Annotated in this window: 3 protein-coding genes and 1 pseudogene; 2 read left to right on the forward strand and 2 right to left on the reverse strand. The window is 68.5% G+C overall.

Translation table 11 applies throughout. The features are described 5' to 3' along the window. Window positions 1–9: 9 nt before the first annotated feature. Together QMX79_RS08460 and QMX79_RS08465 are read right to left on the reverse strand one after the other, a co-directional pair. The gene (locus QMX79_RS08460; protein WP_282246318.1) at window positions 10–3,696 is read right to left on the reverse strand and encodes a hypothetical protein; all 3,687 of its coding nucleotides are present in this window, start codon (window positions 3,694–3,696) and stop codon (window positions 10–12) included. After that, complete coding sequence (locus QMX79_RS08465) at window positions 3,693–15,038, reverse strand: OmpA family protein (protein ID WP_282246320.1); 11,346 nt, start codon at window positions 15,036–15,038, stop codon at window positions 3,693–3,695. The genes QMX79_RS08460 and QMX79_RS08465 overlap by 4 nt, the downstream gene beginning before the upstream one ends. A gap of 223 nt (window positions 15,039–15,261) precedes the next feature. Here QMX79_RS08465 and QMX79_RS08470 point away from each other — a divergent pair. Next, window positions 15,262–15,780 (forward strand): annotated as a pseudogene (locus QMX79_RS08470) ((2Fe-2S)-binding protein); the annotation flags it as partial. Further along, the coding region (locus tag QMX79_RS08475) for an FAD binding domain-containing protein (protein ID WP_282246329.1) at window positions 15,753–16,124 on the forward strand (372 nt) is incomplete at its 3' end. The pseudogene QMX79_RS08470 and the gene QMX79_RS08475, both read left to right, overlap by 28 nt.

Raw genomic sequence — 16,124 nt, forward strand, 5'->3', positions numbered from 1 at the left:
CACACGTCCTCAGTAAGTGCCCACCATGTTCAGGAACCAGCCTTCATGGTCGTAGTCGAAGTCGGTCAGGTCATCGCTGAACCGGGTGAAGTTGTAGCCCACGCCCAGCCGGAAGTTCTCGCCGATGTCGCGGTCGATGCCGACCAGGAACCCGGATTGGGTGCCGCCCTCGTCCACGTCCAGCCACCGGTACTCGCCCAGCGCATACCACTTCTGGTGCAGCTGGTAGCGGGTCTGCAGCACGCCCAGCGTGGTGGCCGAATCGAACCACGGGCCACTGCCGCGGCCCAGCCGCACCTCGCCTTCACGGCGCGCCAGCTTGGCGCCGAATTCCCACTGGGTGTCGTATTTGTACACGCCTTCGAAGGACAGGATGCGGGTCTTCTGGTCCTGGTCGGCGCCGCCCAGCTGCGCCTCGGTGGCCAGGTCGTACAGGTAGGTATAGCGGCCGAACAGCGCCCAGCGCTGGCTGTTCCAGGGCCGGTAGGCGAAGCCGATGTTGGCCTCCCAGAACCGGGCGCCGGCCAGCGCGTTCAGTTCATCGGTGGTGCGCGAGTAGTTCAGGCGCCCGGCGATGCGCCAGCTGTCGTTGAAGCGGTGGGTAAGCCGGTTGGTGGTCACCCACTGTTCGCGGCGCTCGCTGCCGGTGTCCTTGCGCCATTCGACCTTGCTGCGCCAGTCTGTATCGGCCGAGGTACGCCCGCCGCTGACGCTGACCGCGCTGCGATCCACATGGCCGCCATCGACGGTATCCAGCTCGCCCGACTGCAGCGTGAAGCCCAGGTTCCACCCTTGGGCCGGGTAGAAATCCATGCCCATGGTGTGCGCCAGCCCGGATTGATCCGGCTCCTTCAGGAACTGGCTCTCGTTGAACAGGTTGGCCCGGCTCGACAGCCGCCAGCGCTGGCCCAGCGACCACCCGTTCTGGCGGGTGGGATTGAACAGCGATTCGTACTGCGTGGTGTCGGTGGAGTACGTGTAGGCGCCATACAGCGAATGGTCGGCATCGAGCTTGTACTCGGCGTCCACCGTGGCCGAATCACCACGGTCGCCGGTGCTGACCTCCGCGCCCACGCTGGCACGGTCATCCAGCAGGTAATCGCCACCGATCGCCACCGCGTTGTTGTCCGCGTAGCGCCCGCCGTCATCGTCGAGGGTGCCCTGCACCAGACCATACAGCTCCAGCGCGGTACTGAAGCGGTGGCTGTACTTCACCGCACCCAGCAGGCCGGCGGCAGGGTCGTTGGTGCTGCCCTCCTCCACCCGGCGTAGTTCTGCACTCAGGGTGTTCCAGTCATCCGGGCGCCATTCCAGCGTCGCCTGGGCCTGGGTGAACTGCTCATCGCCACTTTCGGCCTTGCTGTAGCGCGCATACAGGCCGAGCTCACGGGTGATCCGGCCCAGCACTTCGGCGCCGTACTCGGTGACCGGCAGCCCGGTGTCATGCCGGGCAATGGAGTAGCCGGGATCGGTTTCGCGCCACCAGCCACCGGCGCTCCAGTCCAGCGTGGTCCAGCCCAGCTCCCGCAGGTTGGCGCGCGCTTCCACCGCCTTGGCGTCGCCCTCGCGGTGCGGATCGGTGCTGTTGCTGCGGATGAAGGTGAAACCGCCGTTGTCGGAGAAGAACGAGGGCACGCCGAACGATTCGGTGTGCGCGTATTCCATCTTCAGGAAGGTCCCCTTCCCCGCCTGCAGGGTGAGGTCGCCTGCCGCCAGCGAGTAGTCCTGCCCGTCACGATTCTCATCCACGTAGGTGACACCCACGCCCACGTGGTCGCCGATCCACTGCTTGCCGCGCACGCCGGCGGTGAGCTCGCCATCATCGAAGCCGGACGGCAGCCATTCGTAATCCACCAGCAGGTGCTGCTGGTAGCCATCCAGCGGCGAATCACGGGTGAGCGTGGGCATGTTCTCGCGGGTGACCTGGCTCAACGGGCGGGTCAGCAGCAGGCGGCCCTGCATCTCGTCGATCTCGTAGTCGGTGCCGCGCTGCAGGGTGATGCGCTTCTCCACGCGGCCGGTGGTGCGGTCACGGATCTCCAGCACCACCTGGTCCGAGCCGGGCAGGATGTCGGTGTTGCGCAGGTAATACAGACTTCCGCCGGTGCCGATGAATTCATTGTGGCCGGGCGCGGTCTGCTCCTGCGCGCCGAACAGGCGCAGCGTGCTGCGCGGGTCGCCCCAGGGGTTGATCGCCTGCGAGCGCCAGCTCAGCGCACCGCCATACAGCGAACGTACGTACTGGGCGTACTCGGTCCCCGTCATGCCGGTGGCGAAGTTGCCCCACAGCGCCTGGTTCTTGTCCCAGTCCACCCGCACGTAGAAGCGGCCCATGCTGTCCACGTCGCGGTAGGTGGTGGAGTCGTCGCCGTAGGTCGGGTAGTACAGGTCGGGGTCGAGCCGGCGGAAGATGTCCTGCGGCCACGCCTCGGTGAAACCGTCGAACAGGTGCTCGATGTCCTGCTCGGTGGTGTCGGCCTGGGCGGTGATCAGGTACTTGCCACGTGCCTTGCCCTTGGCGTAGAAGGCCAGCCGGCCATCGCTGATCACGTCATCGCTGTAGCGCTCGTCCACCGCGAAGGGGGCGGTGGCGCTGCTGACGTTGTTCTGGGCGATGGTCACGTCGGCCAGGCCGATGCCGTAGAAGTACTTGCCGGTCACGTCCACGTCCAGCGCGTGGTGCTGCTCCAGTCCATCCCGACCACCGCGCACGGCGATGTCGAAGCGGTGCTGGCCGACCGGCACCAGATACTCGGCGACGAACTTGCGCTCCATGTCCACCGGGTAGGAAGCCCCGTTGATGGTGAGCGATGTGGACTCGGGAATGTCACGCCCGGTGATGCGGATGCGCGAGCCGTAGATGGGAATGTTCTGCAGGCGCAGCCCGTTCGACGCGAACGCCGCATCGATCAGGCTCTGCTGCAGGGCCTGGTCCACGCCCAGCGAGGTGCCCTGGCTGCGTTCGACCTGGCTGCGCAGGCTGCGCAGCTGGCTGTCGGCCTCGATCGGGCGCACCAGCTGCAGGCGCTGGGCCACGGTCTCGTCGAAGATGTCGTTGTGCCCGTAGGCGCGCACCACATACAGCAGTTCATCGCCGGCACGGAAGGGTTCTTCGGCAGGCAACGTGCCATCCCACTCCACCTGGCTGACCGCCGAAACCTCGACCGGGATGCGTGCCAGCGGCGCGATCAGGTCCACGTCGGTGGCGCGGTACACCAGGATCTCCATGCGTTCGATGAAGTCGCCGTAGTTGCCACGCACATAGAACGACACCGGCTTCTGGATACGCCCGTTCTCGAAGGCAACCAGCGAGGGCGCGCTGGCCGACAGCTCGGGTTGCCCCAGGTTCGGATCCTCGGTCGCCCACAGCACGCCGCCGCTGGGCAGGCGCACGTTGAAGCGGCCTGTGGCCACGGCACGGCCCGTTGGCGGCGCCGAGATCGTCACGCGGCGGTCCGGCTGCAGCGCGTCGGAGCCGGACCGCGCGTTGGTTCCCTCCGTGACCGGCTCTGTCTTGCCGCGCGTGCGGATACGCAGCAACAGTTCCTCGCCTTCCTGGCACGCCTGTTCGCCGCAGCTGACCGGTGGGGTCTGCGCGGGCGGAGGTGGCGGCGTGTCCGTCTGCTGCGCGTGGGCGCTGGCCGCCATGCCGGCCAACAGGGTCGCGAGCGCAGCGCTGAGCAGGTGCGGCTTCATCGTGCCTCCCCCGCGCCTGGGCGCGCGTCCAACGGGGCGGCCGGATCGGTGCTGCTGTCGACCTGGACCTTGTCGCGCACGGCGGGGCTCAGGTGTCCGCGCAATGCCGCGTACACCGCTTCGGCGCGACGCAGGCCCAGCTGGACGTTGTAGGCCGCCCCGCCCCGCACGTCGGCGTGGCCGACAATCACCACGCGCCCACCGCCGCGCTGTTCGAGCTGCTGCGCGATGCGCTCCAGCAGTAGCTGCATGGCCGGGCGGATCACCGCGCTGTCGGTATCGAACAGCACCGTGCCCACCAGTGCGCCGCCCTGGTCGACGCCGACCAGCAACGACGCCGGGTCGTCCACGTCGGCACGTGCGACCACGCGGATCGCCGCGCCGTTGCTGCCCAGCGCACTCACCAGTGCCTGGCGCACCGCGTTGGCCCGATCCAGCGCGAGCGCTTCGCTGCCGCCGTTGGCGGCAATCACGACCTCACCTTCGCCCTGGCCGCGCGCTTGTTCGGCCATCTTCTCGATCACCGGCTGGTAGCGCTCGCCGATGCGGGCGCTGTCCGGCGCGAACACCACTTCGCCCAGCACCATCTCCACCTGGCGCTGCTCTTCCAGCACGGTGGCCGGCAGGGTCACCGCGAAATCGAAGCGCGCCGGCACCCCGGGCGTGATCCGGCGCAGCAGCGGATTGCGGGTCACGAACGTGGTGCCGGCCGGCAGCGTGGCCGCATCCACCTTCAGGATGAAGTTGCGCCCCCGCGCCAGGCCACCGCCGGAGACGCCGACCAGGTGGTAGCGGCCGAACTGGTCGGTTTCCATCAGCAGGCCTTCCACCGAACCGATCCGCACGCCGGGAATGCCGCTCTCGTCGATGCCGGCGTTGGCGATCACGTACTCCACGATGTAGCCGCCCTCGCCCGGCATCACCTTGCGGGTCACGCTCGGCTGCGCGGCGGTGAGACCCTTGGCCGCATCGCCCTCGCGCTGCTGGCGGGCACTGCCGTCGGCGGCCAGGTGCACGCTGACGCCCTGCCGGCTGCTCAGCACGAAGTCGTCGGTGAAGCGCGGCTCGCGCAGGCGCTGGCGGACCACGATGGTTCCGGCCGGCGCGGCCTCGCTGCTGCGCCCGGCCAGCTCGCCCAGTGCAAGGCCATGCAGCAGCGGCGCGCTGGCGTCGGCCACCGGCTGCGGCCCGTTGCCACGGTCGATGGTGGTCGAACCGGCGATGTAGGCATCGGCAGCGAAGCCGCCCTGCGCCTTGAGCCCGGTCAACGCGGCGCTGTCCTGCCAGCCGTCGCCATCGCGGTCATCGAACACGCTGCCGATGATCAGGCTGTCGTCGAGAAGCGGGTCGCTGCCGGTGACCACTTCGGCGGTCGCGACGTTTGACGCCGCCTTGTCGGTCGGCGCGAAGGTCTGCGCCCGGTTGATCAGCGTGCCCGGGCGTACGCCGGCACCGACCCGCATCAGGTAGGAGATCCGCGCGGTGTTGCCCGCCGCGATGTCCAGGTCGTTGATGCGCAGCGGCGCGCTGCCGCTGGCGGTCACCGAGTGGTCGTCATCGTCGCCCTGCAGCGACCCTTCCACGTAGGTGAAGCCCGGCGCCGGGGTGTCGATCAGGTAGCCATCCACCAGGTCGATGTCGCCCACGTTCTGCGCGGTCAGGGTGTAGCGCACCAGGTCGCCCACCTTCACCTCGCGGACGTTGGCGACCTTGGTCAGGCGGATGTCGGCCGGTGCGTTCTCCACCGCGATGACGGCCGCTGCGGTGGCCGTGGCGGTGGCCAACCCGGCCCCGGTCGGCTGGCCGGTGGCGAGCACGGTGTTGGTCAACTGGCCGCCGTCCACCCCGGCATCGGCTTCGCTGATGGTGTGGTCGTAGCTGGCGCAGGTGGCGCTCTGCCCCGGGGCGAGCTGGGTGGGTGCGCAGCTGAGCACGGTGGGCGTGCCGCCCTGCAGGGTGTCCTGGATCACCAGCTGGTCCAGGGTCACGTTGCCGGTGTTGGTGGCGGTCACCGCATAGGTCACCACATCGTCGGCGTTGCCCTTGCCCGGGGTGCCGCGGTCGACGCTGAGCGTGGCGGTCTTGGTGGTGGCCAGCGCCGGGCGTCGCGCGATCGGCAGGTTGAGTACCGGGCGGCAGCGCGCATCGGCCGAGCCCGGCGGGCACACGGCCGGCGGCAGCGGGCTTCCGCCGGGGCCGGGCTGTGCGGTGATGGTGGCGATGTTGTCCACCGTGCCGGCATCGGTATCGGCCTGGGTAACCACGTAGGTGCCGGTCAGCGTGCACTCGCCACCCGGGGCCACGCTGGCGCACACGATGCGGCTGGGCGTGATCAGCGGATCGTCGATGGTGACATCGCTCAGGGTCACGTTGCCGGTGTTGGTGGCGGTGACGCTGTAGGTCAGCGTATCGCCGGTGCTCACCTCGCCACTGGGATCGGTGTTGCCGGTCAGGCGCTTGGCGGTGTCCAGCGCCGGCTGCTCCACGATGTGTTCGGTGCTGCACTGCACGCAGGTGGGATCGGGATCGCCGCCCGGCAGGTTGGCCGCGCTGACCACGTTGTGCAGGGTGCCGCTGGCATCGGTGGCCACGGTTACCGAGTAGACCAGCGGGTAGCTGCCCGGCAGCGTGCCGATGGGCAGGATGCAGGCCAGGTTGCCGCTGCAGCTGTAGGCGCCGGCAGTGACGACGCTGGCCTGGCCCAGCCCGGCATCGAGCTGGTCGTTGAGGATCAGCGGCTGGGTGGTGGCCGACCCCGCGACCACGGTGGTCACGGTATAGGTGATCGTCTGGCCCTGCTGCACGAAGCTGCCGCTGGCCGGGTTGGCGCTCTTGCTCACCGTTGCGGTCGAGGGCACCACCGGGTGTTCGGTGCTGCAGCTCTGGCACACCGGCGCCGGATCGATGCCGGCCGGCTTGGTCGGCACCACGGCATTGCGCAGCGTGCCGGTCGCATTGGCATCCACGGTGGCGGTGTACACGACTGCATAGCTGCCGGCCGCCGTGCCGACCGGCAGCGTGCACACCAGCGGATTGGCGGCGTTGCAGGTGTAGGCGCCCGGGCTGGTCACGGCCACGAAGGTGAACCCATCGCCCAGCGTGTCGGTGAGCGTCAACAGCTCATGCAGTTCGTTGTTGGCGATGGTGGTGGTGAGCGTGAACTGCACCACGTCTCCCGGCGCGACCTGTGTCCCCGATGCGGGCGCGGCGCTCTTGTTGACCGTGATCGCCGACGGGGTGATGGCCGTGGGCGTGGTTTCGGTATCGGTGGCCGTGGCATCCGGCGCGGTGCCCGGCGCGTCACCCGTGGCGGTGGCGGTGTTGACCACCGAGGTGGCCGTCTCGTCGGCGAAGGTGATGGTGTAGGTATTGTTGCTTGCCGTGCACGTGGTGGTGGTACCCGGGGGAAGCGCCAGCACGGTGCAGCCCAGGCCCGGCAGGCGCGGATCGACCACGGTCACCGGCGACAGCAGCACATTGCCGGTGTTGGTCACGCTGAAGCTGTAGGTGATCACATCGCCCGCGTCACCGGTGATGCCATCGCCATTGCTGTCGGCCACGCTGGCGCTCTTGTCCAGCGTGATCGACGGCAGCTGCGTGGCGGTGATCGTCACGCTGTCGGGCGCCGAGGTGGTGGTGCCGTCGGTCGCGGTCGCGGTATTGGTCACGCTGCCCAGGTTGAGGTCGAGCTGGGTGACGGTGTAGCTGGCGGTGCAGGTCAGGCTGGCCCCCGGGGCCAGGCCGCCGGCCGGCAGCGCCGGGCAACTCACCGTGGCGGGTGCGACGATGCGGTCGTCGCTGACGGAGATCGGGCTGGTCACCGTCACGGTGCCGCTGTTGGTGACCAGGTAGGTGTAGCTGAGCACGTCACCCACCGCCGCATACGTCGCGGTGCTGCTGGACTTGTCCAGCGTGAGCCCACGCAGCTGCTGCACCGGTGTGATCGTCGGCGGCGACGGTGTCTGCGGGGTGGTATCGGAGATGCCGCTGCCGATGTTGAGCACCTGGCCGGCATCGACGTCAGCCTGGGTGACGGTGTAGGTGCCCACCAGCACGCAGGTGCCACCCGGCGCCACGCTGGCGCAGGTCGTGCTGGACGGGGTGATCTTGTTGTCGCTGATCACCACGTTGGTGAGCGTGGTGTTGCCGGTGTTGGTCCCGGTGACGGTGTACTCGATGACGCTGTTGAGCACCACCGGGGTGGGCGCGTTGCTGACCACCTTGGCCATGGTCAGCGCGGGATTCTGCACGCCGCTGACCGTCACTGAATCCGGCCCCGATGCCACGCTGCCGGAGGCCGCAGTAGCGGTATTGGTCACGCTGCCGGCATCCAGATCGGCCTGGGTCACGCTGTAGGTGGCCGTGCACACCAGCTCGGCGCCCGGCGCCAACCCGCCGACAGGCAGCGCCGGGCACGCCACGCTGTTGGGCGCGACGATGCGGTCGTCGGTCACCACGACCGGCACGGTCAAGGTGACGTTGCCGGTATTGGTGACCCGGTAGCTGTAGGCCAGCGTGTCACCGACACTGTCGTAGCTGGCTGTGGTGGTGGTCTTGTCCAGTCCCAGCGCCGGTTGCTGGCTGCCGGTGATGGTGACGGTGGACGGCCCCGAACTCACCGGGCCGGATTGTGCCGTGGCGATGTTGGTCACGCTGCCCGCATCCAGGTCGGCCTGGGTCACGGTGTAGGTGCCGCTGCAGGTCACGCTGGCACCCGGGGCCAGCCCGCCGGCCGGCAGCGCCGGGCAGGTCACCGAGGGAATGCGGTCATCGGTGATGGTCACCGGATCGGTCAGGGTGACGTTGCCGGTGTTGGTGGCCAGGTAGCTGTACGGCAGCACCGCGCCGGCCGCCGTGAAGCTGGTCGCCGTGCTGCTCTTGACCAGCGCCAGGGTGCGGTTCTGCACGGCGGTGATGGTGGCCTGCGCGGTGGCCGGGCCCACGCTGCCCTGGGCCGGCACCACGCTTGCACTGGCGGTGTTGGTCACGCTGCCGGCATCCAGGTCGGCCTGGGTGATGAGGTAGGTGCCGGTGCAGGTGGTGTTCGCGCCAGGCGCGAGCGTGGTCACCGGGCAGCTGACGCTGGCGATGCGATCATCGGTCAATGCCAGCGTGTTGAGGGTGACGTTGCCGGTATTGGTCACCAGGTAGCTGTAGCTGATGGACTGGCCGACGCTGGCGTAGGTGGTCGGGGTGGCGGTCTTGGCCAGGGTCAACGCCGGCCCCGCGGTCAACGGCGTGGTGGTGCTGTCATCCCCGGTGGCATTCGGCCCGGACGGCGGCGTGCCCTGCCCGGTTGCGGTGTTGGTGACCGCACCGGCATCCAGGTTGGCCTGTGTGATCGTATACACCACGGTGGAACAGGTCCGGCTTGCTCCCGGTGCGAGCTGCCCCGGTGGGCAGGTGATCGGCGGCATGCCGGGCAGCGGGTCGGCCACGGTGATGTTGTCGAGGGTGACGTTGCCGGCATTGGTGACCACGAAGCTGTAGCTGATCGTGTCACCGGCGTCGGTCACGCCCGGCAATGCACCGCCGGCCACGGTCGGGGCGCCGGCCGTCTTCTCCAGCACCAGCACCGGCTGCGCCGCCAGGGTGACCACGGCCGAATCGGGCGAGGAGCTCACCCGCGCGCTGCCCGGCGGCGTGCCTTCGGCGGTGGCCGTGTTGGTGACGGTGCCGTTGTCCATCTCGGCCTGGGTGATGGTGTGCACGCCGGTGCAGGTCGCCACGGCATCCGGCCCGCTGGCGGTGAGCGTGGCCTTGTCGCAGGTGGCGGCAGCGTTGAGGTTGGTATCGATCACCGCCAGCGCGGACAGGCTCTGGTTGCCGGTGTTGGTCACCACGAAGGTGTAGGTGATGGTGTCGCCGGCGTCGGTGACCGCCGGATCCAGTCCCAGGTTGAGGGTCGGGGTCCCGGCGGTCTTCTCGATCTCGAGCGACTGCTGCGGCAGCGGCAACGCCACCTGCGCGCTGGCAGATGCACTGGTCACATCGCTGCTGGCGGTGGCGGTGTTGTCGATCGTCTGGTCGCCGCCGCCGTTGGTATCGAAGTCAGCCTGGGTGCTGATGTACGTGCCCTGGCAGGTAATGGTGGCGGCCGGCGCCAGCGCCGCCACCGGTATGGCAGGCGTGCACGACAGCGCCGGCAGCATCGGGTCGCTGATCGTGACGTTGGTCAGGGTGCTGTTGCCGTTGTTGGTGGCCGTGAGCGTGTACACGATGGCATCGCCCGGGCTCGCCACCTGGGCGACGTTGGCCACCTTGGTCAGACCCAGCGCGGGGCTGCGTACCACCGGAATGTCGAGTGCGCCGGTGCGGCTGATCGCGCCGGCCACCTGCGAGGTCCCGTCGGCGGTGGCCACGTTGCTGACCACGTTGAAGGTGTCCACTTCCGTCTGTGTCACCACCCGGGTCGTCCCCGTGCACACCACGTCCGCACCGGTACCGCCGAACACCACCGTCTGCCCCGGCGCGAGGTCGACACTGGGACAGGACAGGCCCAGCGCCGGGTCGTTCACGGTGACGTCCTCGATCGTCACGTTGCCGGTGTTGCTGACCGTGAAACGGTAGTTGATCGTGCCCGGTGCCGTGATGGCGGCGACATCGGCACTCTTGACGATGGTCATCTGCGGGCCGCGCACCGGCAGATTGACCTGGTGGGCGGCGCTGTTGGTGACCGTGCCGCCTGCCACCGGGGTATCGGCCACCACGGTGGCCACGTTGTCGATCTGACCGTTGCCCGGGAGGCTGTCACTGCTGCCGCTGTCGATGTCGGCCTGGGTGACCGTGTAGACGATCCCCGTGCAGCCGCTGAATACCACCAGCGCGCCCGGCGCCAGGCTGGACAGCGGCGGGCACGACAGCGACGGCAGCATGGGGTCGGTGACGACCAGGTTGAACAGCGTGACGTTGCCGGTGTTCTGCACCGAGAACGTATAGGTGATCGGCTGGTTGGGCCCGCTCACCGAGGCCACGTCCGAGCCCTTGGTCAGGAAGATGCCGGGCGTGCGCTGCGGCAGCGCCACGTCGGCGCTGGCCACGTCGGTGACGGTGACCACCGGGTTGCTGCCGATCTGGTACTGCGCGGTGCCGGTGACATCGTTGTGGATCACCTGGGTGTCGTTGACCGGGTTGCCCTGGTTGTCGATGTCCGACTGCTGCACGGTGTAGGTGTTGCCGGTACAGCTGAAATCGGCACTACTGCCCGGCGCCAGGCTGGGGATGGGCGTGCAGGACAGCCCGCTGCCGAGCAGCGTGTCGTCGGTGATCTGCAGGTTGGTCAGGGTGACACTGGACGGATTGTTGACCCGGAACGTGTAGCTGATCTGATCGCCCACCGCGCTGACCGACGTGCGGCTGGGAATCTTGACCAGTTCCGGCGAGACCGTGCCGTGGTTGATGATGACCGTGCTGCCATCGGTATCGGTCACCGGCGTGCCGTCGTAATCGCCGGCCGCCGTGGCCAGGTTGGTGATCGCGTTGCCGCCGTCGATATCGGCCTGGGTGACGGTGTAGGTGGCCGAGCAGGTCGCGGTGGCGCTTGGCGCCAGCGTGAACGGTGCCGGCGGCGTGCAGGTGATCGCGCTCAGGCCTGCCTTCGGGTCGATCACGCTGATGTTGGCCAAGGTGACGTTGCCCGGGTTGCTGACGGTGAAGGTATAGGTGATCACCTCGCCCGCGGCGCTGACCTGGGTGGGGCTGGCGCTCTTGTCCAGCACCAGCTGCGGCGCCGGCGGATCCAGCGGCACGCTGGAGGTGGCGTCGCCGTCCACGCTGCCGCCCCCGGGCGCCACGGCGGTGGCGCTGGCGGTGTTGTCGATATCGCCATCGCCACCGCCGCGGTCGTCGATGTCGGCCTGGGTGATGGTGTGGGTATTGCCGGTGCAGGCAATGTCCGCCGGCGGCGCGGTGCCGAAGGTGACCGACTGCCCCGGTGCCAGCGGGCCGCCGGGCGGGCAGCTCAGGCCCGGCAGGGCCGGGTCGGACACCGTCACGCTCTGGATGGTGGTGTTGCCGGAATTGGTTACCGTGAAGTTGTAGCTGATCACTTCACCCACGCTGCCGGTACCGTTGCCACTGGCATCGGCCAGGTTGGGCGTCTTGGTGAATTCGGCCACGAAGTTCTGCGACGGCAGTGTCGTGTCGACGCTGGTGTTGTCGCCCACCGGGTTGCCATCGGGATCGGTGCCCTCCACATCCGCAGTGTTGGTGATGACATCGTCATTGATCCCATCGCCACTGCCAACCCGGTCGATGTCGCCCTGGGTGACGGTGTAGCTTCCGGTGCAGGTGATGCTGGCGCCCGGCGCCAGCGACGCTACCGGGATGGCCGGCGTGCAGACCATGTTGCCGGCGATCAGCGGATCGACCACGGTGGCATTGCTGATCGGCACGTTGCCGGTGTTGGTTGCGGTGATCGTGTACGGCACCACCTGCCCCACCGTGGTGACGCTGGTCACCGGGGTGGTCTTCTGCAGGTCCAGCGTGGCACGCGGCACGAACGTGTTGCTGTAGGTACAGGTGATGGTGCTGCCCGCGTCGGCGATGGCAATGAGCAGGCCGTTGGCCGGGTTGGTGTCGGTACCGTCGCAGGTCAACGTGCTGGTGTAGTCGCCGCTGTTTCCGCCCGGGAAGCTCTCGGCGCCCAGGCTGCCGTTCTCCAGTGCGTACACCGTCACGGGCCCGACCTGGTCCGGCCCCGGCGAGGTCGAAGTGAAGCCCGGCGTGTTGTTGGTGAACCCGGTGCTGCCGGGAATGGTGACGCTGGTGGGCGGCCCGCCGCTCCAGACCTTGCGCACGATCAGTTCGGCGCTGCGCCGGTCGTTGACGTAGGTGCAGGTCATCGGGCCATCGTTGGGCCCCACCGTGAGCGTGCCCGTGGTCGGGTCGTTCACCACCAGCCCGCTGGTGTTGGTGCACGACAGCGTGGTGGTGTACAGGTTGGAGGTGACCGAGCTGAACGATTCGGTGAGGTTGAGCACATCGCCGGCATGCACGGTCTGCGCCGCACCGGTGTCGGTCTGGGTTGCCCCGCCGGTGGCGGTGGACGACAGCGGCACCAGGCCGGTGGCGACGATCGTCACCTCATCATTGGGCAGCGCGTTGAGCCAGGTCTTCTGCAGGGTCAGCGTGGTGGCGGTGCGGGTGTTGGTGTAGGTGCAGACGATCGGCGTACCGGCATCGGCCGGGGTGATGTCCAGCGTGTTGGCCGCTTTGCCGTCGGTGCCGCCGAGGGTGCCGCCGGTGCAGCTCAGCGCCACCGCGTAGTTGGCCAGCGCCGCGCCGCCCATGGTCTCGGCCGGCAGTGTGGCCTGTTCGCCCACGAACACCGGCACGGTGGTGCTGTTGGCACCGATCGAGGCGGTGGAGGTGAAGGCGTTGGTGTTGTTCTGCAGCCCGGTGGTGGCACCGAGCTGGGCGACATCGCCGTTGCGGCTGTCGGCCGCCCACACCTTGACCAGCTGCAGCGTGGCCTGCGGGCGGGTGTTGGTGAAGGTGCACACGATGTTGCTGTCGCCCTGCCCGACCACCAGCGTGTTGCCGCTCAGCCCGGTGCTGCCGGTGCACGCCAGCGCGGTGGTGTAGTTGGCGGCGTTGCCGGGAACCGCGAACGCCTCGGCCAGGGTGATGGTTTCACCCACGAACACCGGCACGGTGCTGCCGGTATCGATCTCGGTGGCGCTGTCGGCCACCGCGTTCAGCGTGATTGGCGAGGTGGTGCTGCCCGTGGCACTCACCTCCACCGCTTCACCCACCGCCGCGTCCACCCAGCTCTTGCGCAGGGTCAGGCTCACTTCCCGGCGCGTATTGGTCTGGGTACAGGTGATGGCGACATCGGCCGGGTCCACGGTCAACGTGGTCCCGTTGAGCGGCACGGTGTTGCCGGTGCAGGCCAATGTGCTGTCGTAGTTGGCGGCGTTGCTCAACACTTCGGTGATGCTGCCGCTTTCGCCGGCGTACACCACCGCCGCCGCGCCGGTAGTGGTGTTGCTGCCGGTGGAGGTGGACAGCCCGCTGCTGGCCGCGTTTTCGAAGCCCGTGCTGGTGACCGTGGCGGTATCGCCCGGCAGGCCGTTCACCCAGGTCTTGCTGAGCACCAGCGTGGCCTGGCGGCGGGTATTGGTCTGGGTGCAGGTGATGGCCGTATCCGTCGGCGCGATGGTGAGCGTGACGCCGGCCAGCGGCGTGTCATTGCCAGTGCACGCCAAGGTGGCATCGTAGTTGGCGGCATTGCTCAGGGTTTCGCCGAGGTTGCCGGTGTCACCCGCAAATACGGCCACCGACGTGCCGGTGGTGGCGTTGTTGCCGGTGGATGTGGACAGGCCGCTGCTGGCATCGTTGGTGAACCCGGCGGACAACACCGTGGCGGTCTCGCCCACGCGCGCATTCACCCACTGCTTGGCCAGGGTCAGGCTGGCCTGGATGCGGCTGTTGACGAACTCGCAGGTCACTCCGGTATCGGCCGGCATGGTGAGGCTGCCGCTGGTCCCTCCGCCGCCCACGACCACGGCGCCGCCATTGTCGTTGCGCACGCAGTTGAGTGCGGTGGTGTAGTTCGCGGCATTGCCGGCCCCGAACAGCTCGCTCAGGTCCACTGCCGCACCCGGCGCCACGGCCGCGCGCGCCGGGGTGGTGGTGCCGCCCGGGGTAGAAGTGCCGCCGGCCAGCACGATCACCTGGTCGGCGCTGCCGCTGATCGCCAGGTCGACGCTGTCGCCGGCCAGGCCGTTGCTCCAGCTCTTGCCCAGCGACAAGCCGAAATAGACCGGATGGGTCACCGTGCAGCTCGCCGCTGCCGTGCAGCCCTGCCCACCGGTCACGGTATTGCTCACGGTACCGGTCGCATCGGCGTCCACGGTCGCCTGGTAGGACCAGCTGTAGGTGCCCGGTGCACTGCCGCTGGGCAGCGTGCACAGCGCGGACTGCCCACTGCCGGTGCAATCCGCCGGCAGCGAGCTCGCGACCAGGGTCAGGCCGCTGCTGAGCGTGTCGGTGAACACGGTGGCGGCGGAGGTATCGGTACCGGTCACCGTGACGGTCAGGTTGAAGCCGATGGTGTCGCCGGGGGCAACGGGAACATCGTTGGCCGGGCTGCCGGTCTTTGCCACGGTGGCCGCATAGACCAGAACGTCGACCGAGGCGGTGTTGTCGCCGGGATTGGCGTCGGTCTGGCCCGCGGGCGGTTGCAGGCTGGCCCCGTTCTGGACCACGGTCTGCGCGTGAACAGGGACCTGCACGGCCAGCAACAGCAACAGCGACGCCAGCCAGGAATGCGGCTGGCGGTGACCCGCCTTCGCATCCAGGCCCGCGCCCATCCGTTGGTCGTTACCGCCTTTGGTCACCCCGGATCCCCGCTTGAACGCCTGCGGGCAGTGTCCGATGCGGTCCCCCTGCGCGCCCTCCGCGGAAACACTGCAATGCGTTAAGTAAATGTACTGGCGGCGTGATTTCGCGCGGACCGCATCTGCCGTGCACCCGCACTCGACAGGCAATGACGCAGTGTCAGGCCATCGCCTAGCTGGAACTGCCATGAGCGAACACGCTCCCGTCGCGCGCGCCCCGCATACCTATCCGGTAAACCTCACCATCAATGGCGTCGCGCACGCCCTGCAGGTCGAATCCACGGTCAGCCTGCTCGACCTGCTGCGTGAACGGCTTCAGCTCACCGGCACCAAGAAAGGTTGTGACCACGGCCAGTGCGGTGCGTGCACGGTGCTGGTGGATGGGCGCCGGATCAACAGCTGCCTGACCCTGGCGGTGATGCAGGACGGCGCCGAGGTACAGACCATCGAGGGCTTTGCCGACGGCGAGGTACTGCATCCCCTGCAGCAGGCGTTCATTGCCTGCGACGCGCTGCAATGCGGTTACTGCACGCCCGGACAGATCTGTTCGGCACAGGGCCTGATCAACGAAGGCAAGGTCTGGAACCGCGACCAGGTGCGCGAGCTGATGAGTGGCAACCTCTGCCGTTGCGGCGCCTACCCGCAGATCACCGATGCGGTGATGTCGGTGCTGGCCAGCGGACACCCTGCCCCGCCTGACGCAGAGCCGGCCGATTGGGTGCCTGGCACGGTGCCCGCATGATCCCCGCCATCTACCAGCGACCGGATTCGATCCAGGATGCCCTGCTGGCATTGGCCGGCACTGCCGGCGGCAATGACGTTCGCCCCATCGGCGGCGGCACCAACCTGCTGGACCTGATGAAGCTGCAGCTGATGAACCCGGCCGCGCTGGTCGATGTCAGCCGCTTGCCGCTGGACCGGATCGAGGCGCGCGAGGACGGTGGACTGCGCTTGGGCGCTACGGCGCGCAACGCCGATACCGCCTGGCACCCGCTGGTGGAACGCGACTACCCGTTGCTGTCGGCGGCCATGCTGGCCCCCCCGTCGCCCCAGATCCGCCACATGGCCCCCAACCGTGGCAACCAG

This window comes from Stenotrophomonas sp. PS02300 (assembly GCF_029959395.1).
Lineage (GTDB): Bacteria > Pseudomonadota > Gammaproteobacteria > Xanthomonadales > Xanthomonadaceae > Stenotrophomonas > Stenotrophomonas maltophilia_AD.